Here is a 6,459-nt window from a genome sequence, read left to right on the forward strand (position 1 = left end):
GCCTCGGTGGTGAGGAACAGCGCCGCGATGGACGCCGCGTTCTGCAGCGCCGAGCGGGTGACCTTCACCGGGTCGGCAACGCCGGCCTTCAGCAGGTCCTCGTACTCGCCGGTCGCGGCGTTGAGGCCGTGACCCGCGGGCAGGTTCGAGACCTTCTCGGCGACGACCCCCGGCTCCAGGCCGCCGTTGAGGGCGATCTGCTTGAGCGGGGCCGACAGCGAGACCCGGACGATGTTGGCGCCAGTGGCCTCGTCGCCGGTCAGCTTCAGCTCGTCGAGCGAAGGAGCCGACTGAATCAGGGCCACGCCACCACCGGCGACGATGCCCTCCTCGACGGCAGCCTTGGCGTTGCGCACCGCGTCCTCGATGCGGTGCTTGCGCTCCTTGAGCTCCACCTCGGTGGCAGCTCCGGCCTTGATCACCGCAACACCGCCGGCCAGCTTGGCCAGGCGCTCCTGCAGCTTCTCGCGGTCGTAGTCGGAGTCGCTGTTCTCGATCTCGGCACGGATCTGAGACACCCGGCCGGCGATGGCGTCGGAGTCACCGGCGCCCTCGACGATGGTGGTCTCGTCCTTGGTCACGACGACCTTGCGGGCCTGACCCAGCAGCGCGACGTCGGCGGTCTCCAGGGACAGACCGACCTCTTCGCTGACGACCTGGCCACCGGTCAGGATCGCGATGTCCTGCAGCATGGCCTTGCGGCGGTCACCGAAGCCCGGGGCCTTGACGGCGACGGACTTGAAGGTGCCACGGATCTTGTTGACCACCAGGGTGGAAAGGGCTTCGCCCTCGACATCCTCGGCGATGATCAACAGCGACTTGCCCGCCTGGATGACCTTCTCCAGCAGCGGGAGCAGATCCTTCACGGTCGACACCTTGGAGCTGACCAGCAGGATGTAGGGATCCTCCAGGACGGCTTCCTGACGTTCGGCGTCGGTCACGAAGTAACCCGAGATGTACCCCTTGTCGAAGCGCATACCCTCGGTGAGCTCGAGCTGCAGGCCGAAGGTGTTGGACTCCTCGACGGTGATGACACCCTCGTTGCCGACCTTGTCCATCGCCTCGGCGATCAGCTCGCCGATCTGGGTGTCACCGGCGGAGATCGCGGCGGTGGCAGCGATCTGCTCCTTGGTCTCGACCTCCTTGGCCGACTTCAGCAGCGTCTGGGTGACGGCCTCGACGGCCTTCTCGATGCCGCGCTTGAGGCCGAGCGGGTTGGCACCCGCGGCGACGTTGCGCAGGCCCTCGCGAACGAGCGCCTGAGCCAGCACGGTGGCGGTGGTGGTGCCGTCGCCTGCGACGTCGTCGGTCTTCTTGGCGACTTCCTTGACCAGCTCTGCGCCGATCTTCTCGTACGGGTCCTCGAGCTCGATCTCCTTGGCGATGGATACGCCGTCGTTGGTGATCGTGGGGGCGCCCCACTTCTTCTCGAGGACGACGTTGCGACCCTTGGGCCCCAACGTCACCTTTACCGCGTCGGCGAGGGCGTTGAGTCCCCGCTCGAGGCTGCGGCGTGCCTCTTCGTCATACGCAATTGTCTTGGCCATTGCGAAGTGTTTCCTCCGGATCGGGGATGCACGTCTTGCTGGTCGGGCGCAGTGCCCGCGACGGACGGCTTGGGTGTGCCCCGCTAGGTGCGGCCCCGAGCCTCACCGTCCCGACCTAGCACTCGCCGGTCGCGAGTGCCAACTGCATTCTTAGCACTCGACCAGGGTGAGTGCAAGATCAGCCGCGGGTTCCGGACGTCCGGAGACCGTCTTCGATGACCGACGCGACCCTGTCCGAAACCTGATCGCCGTAGAGCTGCGCCGTCTTGCACACCAGCAGCAGCGCCTTGATCTCCGGCACGCCGACGTCGGTCCGCGCCGAACCGGCCTGTTGGGCGGCCGTCAACAGCTCGTCGAGCACGGCGAGGAAGGCCACTTCCGCGCCCGGTGCGGCGGCCTCGAGGACCACCCCGTAGCCGGCCAGCGCGTCCACCAGTCCGTGATCGGTGGCGCCGGTCCGGACCATGTAACGCAGGAACGTGAACAGCGCCTCTGCGGGTCCATCCGACGTCAGCAGCGTGCGCGCATGCTCGACGATGCGGCGCACCCGATCCTCGAAGACCGCCCCGAAGAGTGCCTGTTTGGTGGGGAAGTTCCGGTAGACGGTGCCCGCGCCGACGCCGGCGCGGCGCGCGATCTCGTCGATCGGGACGGCGAGACCCTCTGCCGCGAAGGTCTGATAGGCCACATCGAGCACCCGCGCCCGATTTCGTACGGCATCGGCGCGCACCGCCCGACTTCGCGGTTCGATTTCGCCCACAGCGCACCTCCTGCTAAACGGGGCAACCGTTCCGTATAGTCGAGATCAACCGGGGCATACGCCCCGCTTACTGACAATACGCACCGAGGAGCTCCGACCATGACCGACTGGACCACCGCCCACATCCCCGACCAGACCGGCCGCACCGCCGTCATCACCGGCGCGAACACCGGACTCGGATTCGAGACCGCCCAAGCCCTGGCCGCCAAGGGCGCGACCGTCGTGATCGCCGTCCGCGACACCGACAAGGGCACGAAGGCGGCCTCCCAGATGACCGGCGACGTCCAGGTCCAGGAACTCGATCTGACGTCGTTGGATTCCATCGGCGCGGCTGCCGATGCGCTGAAGTCACGCTTGGACACGATCGACCTGCTCATCAACAACGCCGGGGTGATGACCACCCCGAAGGGCACTACCAAGGACGGCTTCGAGCTGCAGTTCGGCACCAACCATCTGGGTCACTTCGCGCTGACCGGCCAGCTGCTGGACAAGCTGCTCGATGTCCCCGGCGCCCGGGTGGTGACGGTCAGCAGCAACGGCCACAAGATGGGCGGCTCCATCCACTGGGATGACCTGCAGTGGGAGCGCAGCTACAACCGGATGGGCGCCTACACCCAGTCCAAGCTGGCCAACCTGCTGTTCACCTACGAGCTCCAGCGTCGGCTGGCCCCGCGCGGCAAGACCGTCGCCGTCGCGGCGCACCCCGGGACGTCGGACACCGAGCTGGCGCGCAACCTTCCCAAGCCGGTGCTGCGCGTCGCCCAGGTCGTCTTTCCCCTGATCACCCAGAGCGCCGCCGCCGGCGCCCTGCCGACCCTGCGCGCGGCCACTGACCCGGGCGCACTCGGCGGCCAGTACTACGGTCCGGACGGCATTGCCGAGCAGCGGGGCAACCCCGTGGTCGTCGCCTCCAGTGCGCAGTCCTACGACCTCGACCTGCAGCGCCGGCTGTGGACTGTCTCCGAGGAGCTGACGAAGGTGACGTTCCCGGTCTAGCCACCGGAGCCGACACGCGACCCGGACACGCCGCGGAAATGCGGTCGCGTAACCGCCTGCCCTAGACTGCATGCCGTTCAGAGAGGAGTCACAGGGTGCGGGCTGACGCAGCGCCCAGCACCCAGGCTTTGCGGGGCTGGCAGCGACGGGCGCTGGTGAAATACCTGGCCGCCAAGCCGCGTGACTTCCTGGCTGTCGCGACTCCGGGCTCCGGCAAGACCACCTTCGCGCTGCGTGTTGTCGCCGAGTTGTTCGCCGAGGGCACCATCGAAGCCGTCACCGTCGTCGTACCCACCGAACACCTCAAGATCCAGTGGGCTCGAGCGGCCGCCCGACTCGGGATCGCGTTGGATCCGAAGTTCTCGAACTCCAACTTCCAGACGTCCCCGGAGTACCACGGCGTCGTCGTCACCTACGCCCAGGTAGCCAGCCACCCCACCCGGCACCGGGTGCGCACCGAGAACCGCAAGACCCTCGTCGTCTTCGACGAGATCCATCACGGCGGCGACGCCAAGAGTTGGGGCGAGGCCGTTCGCGAGGCGTTCGACGACGCGACCCGGCGGCTCGCGCTGACCGGCACGCCGTTCCGCAGCGACGACAGCGCGATCCCGTTCGTCACCTACTCCCCCGACCGCGAGGGCCTGATGCGTTCCCAGGCCGACCACACCTACGGCTACTCCGACGCGCTCGCCGACGGTGTGGTCCGGCCGGTGATGTTCATGGCCTACTCGGGCGAGGCCCGATGGCGCGACAGCGCGGGCGAGGAACACGCGGCCCGCCTCGGTGAACCGCTGACGGCCGAGCAGACCGCGCGGGCCTGGAAAACCGCGCTCAACCCGGCAGGCCAGTGGATGCCCGCGGTGATCGCCGCCGCCGACACCCGGTTGCGGGGTCTGCGCCAGCACGTCCCCGACGCCGGCGGCATGATCATCGCCTCCGACCAGACCGCGGCCCGCGCCTACGCCGACCTGCTGCACACGATCACCGGCGAGGTGCCCACCGTGGTGCTCTCCGACGACAAGGGCTCCTCGGACCGCATCTCGGAGTTCTCGGCGGGCAGTTCGAAGTGGATGGTGGCCGTGCGCATGGTCTCCGAAGGTGTCGACGTGCCACGCCTGGCCGTCGGCGTGTACGCCACCAGCGCATCCACTCCACTGTTCTTCGCGCAGGCGATCGGCCGGTTCGTGCGCTCGCGCCAGCCCGGCGAGTCGGCCAGCATCTTCCTGCCCTCGGTGCCGAACCTGCTGCTGCTGGCCAGCGAGATGGAGGCGCAGCGCAACCACATCCTGGGCAAGCCGCACCGGGAGACGCTCGACGATCCGCTCGACGCCGAACTCGCCGAGCAGAAGCGTGACGAACCCGATCTCCAGGAGAAGGGGATCGAGTACCTGGGTGCCGACGCCGAACTGGATCAGGTGATCTTCGACGGTTCCTCGTTCGGCTCCGCGACCCCTTCGGGCAGCGAGGAGGAGGCCGACTACCTCGGCATCCCGGGACTGCTCGACAGCAATCAGATGCGAGACCTGTTGCGGCGCAGGCAAGAAGAACAGCTGACGAAGCGGACCGCCGAGGGGGTGGTGCCGCGGCCGTCGACACACGGCCAACTACGGGAACTCCGCCAGGAGCTCAACACGCTGGTGTCACTGGCGCATCACCGCACCGGGCGGCCGCACGGCTGGATCCACAACGAGCTGCGCCGCCGCTGCGGGGGCCCGCCGCTGGCCGCGGCCACCACCGATCAGATCAAGGCCCGGATCGAGGCGGTCCGGGTACTGCAGCGCGAACTCACCGCCTGACGACGAGCAGCTTGTCCAGATTCGCCAGGGAGTTCTCCAGGTGCTCGACGGGAAACGGCGGGAACTCGATGTGCTCGCGCAGCATCGCGGGCACCGCCGACCAGTCGTAGGTGACCGTCACCCGGGTCTGCTGCGGGCCGATCTGTTCGAGGTCGTAATGCCAGGTCCAGCCGCCGAACTCGAGCGTGCCGTCCTCGCCGGCCTGACCGGGCTCCCAGCCGATCGCCCGGTGCGGCTCGCACGAGATGACCTTGTTGGCCATCTCGTAGTGCCCGTCGGGATGGTTGTCGTGGTACATCGCGATGCGGAAGATCTGCCCGGTCTCGGTCAGCGGTTCTCCGTCCAGCGCCTCCCGCACCCAACCCGTGCCGTCGATCGCTTGGTGACTGGAGGGATCAGCCAGCACGCCGAAAACCTTCTCGGCCGGCGCATCGACGGTGGTCTTCACAATCATGGTTTCGGTCATGGTGGGGTAGACCGCTCGGGGCCCTGAAACTCACCGCAGCAGCCAGCCGAACACTCGTGAGTCTGAGAGCCAAACCTCATCCCAGGGCGCAAGCAGGTGTCAGTCTGATGATATTTGTCCCGCATCACGCAACAGCGGTGGTCAAGGACTACGATCGTCGCAACACGCTGCACCGGGGAGCCGCGATGGTCACGATCGAACAGTTCTCGCAAATGGTGACCGCCGTCCATGCCTCCGCAATCACCGATGACGGCTGGGCCGCAGCGATGTCATTGGTCACCGGAGCCCTCAACTCAACCGGAGCCGGGCTGGTCATCGGCTGCGGTGACGAGCGCAACGTCGATATGTGTTTCATCCCTGTCGAAGCGAAACAGACCTACCAGCAGCACTATCGCCAGGTCGACTACGTGCTCGACGCGGTGGACAGGGGCCCGCTCGGACTTGTGCACTCCGGGGCGCACCTGGTGGACTTGAACCCACGCTCGGAGTTCAATCAGGGGTGGATCCGCCCACACGACATGGACGACGGGCTGTTCGTCCGGGTTCCCGCCGCCCCGGTTCCGTGCATGTTCATGGTCGTGACCGACAAGCGCAGCACGCCCTTTGCGACAGCCGACAACGTCACTCTGGTCAACGCGCTCGTCCCCCATGTCCGGCAGGCACTGCGCACCCAGCAGGTACTGAACGCGCTGCAGAACCGGGACCACGGCCGCGTGCACGCGGTGGACGCGACTACTGCCGCGGCCGTCCTGGTCGCCCCCGACATGACCGTGCAGCACCTCAACGGTGCGGCGGAATCGCTGCTGCGTTCCGGCGACGAGATCCAGGCCAACGGCGGGCGTCTCGGCCTGCGACGTCCGGCCGAGAACACCCGACTGCGGCGCGCGGTGGCCG

6 protein-coding genes are annotated in these 6,459 nt (G+C 67.6%); 3 read left to right on the top strand and 3 right to left on the bottom strand.

From position 1 onward, the window contains the following. Together groL and WA944_RS19335 are read right to left on the bottom strand one after the other, a co-directional pair. Positions 1-1,547: chaperonin GroEL (groL, locus tag WA944_RS19330; RefSeq protein ID WP_526609122.1), on the bottom strand; the 1,547-nt coding region annotated here is incomplete at its 3' end. A 178-nt stretch (positions 1,548-1,725) separates the two neighbouring features. Beyond that, entirely contained in the window at positions 1,726-2,298 is a 573-nt protein-coding gene (locus tag WA944_RS19335) for a TetR/AcrR family transcriptional regulator (protein ID WP_526375307.1), read from the bottom strand. Positions 2,299-2,406: 108 nt separating this feature from the next. On the opposite strand from WA944_RS19335, the gene WA944_RS19340 reads away from it, so the two are divergent. Both WA944_RS19340 and WA944_RS19345 read left to right on the top strand, forming a co-directional pair. Then, positions 2,407-3,303 (top strand): SDR family oxidoreductase, encoded by an 897-nt coding sequence (locus WA944_RS19340; RefSeq protein WP_526375301.1) that lies wholly within the window; start codon positions 2,407-2,409, stop codon positions 3,301-3,303. 95 nt (positions 3,304-3,398) lie between these two features. Then, positions 3,399-5,099 (top strand): DEAD/DEAH box helicase, encoded by a 1,701-nt coding sequence (locus WA944_RS19345; RefSeq protein ID WP_526375303.1) that lies wholly within the window; start codon positions 3,399-3,401, stop codon positions 5,097-5,099. On the opposite strand, the gene WA944_RS19350 is transcribed toward WA944_RS19345, so the two are convergent. Next, on the bottom strand, positions 5,089-5,553 hold the full coding sequence (locus WA944_RS19350; RefSeq protein ID WP_526375305.1) for an SRPBCC family protein: 465 nt from the start codon (positions 5,551-5,553) through the stop codon (positions 5,089-5,091). The two genes, WA944_RS19345 and WA944_RS19350, sit on opposite strands and share 11 nt — an antisense overlap. Positions 5,554-5,672: 119 nt before the next feature. Here WA944_RS19350 and WA944_RS19355 point away from each other — a divergent pair. Continuing rightward, on the top strand, positions 5,673-6,459 hold a 787-nt coding region (locus WA944_RS19355), incomplete at its 3' end, for a helix-turn-helix transcriptional regulator (RefSeq protein WP_526647241.1).

The organism is Mycobacterium sp. (assembly GCF_049683355.1).
Classification (GTDB): Bacteria; Actinomycetota; Actinomycetes; order Mycobacteriales; family Mycobacteriaceae; genus Mycobacterium.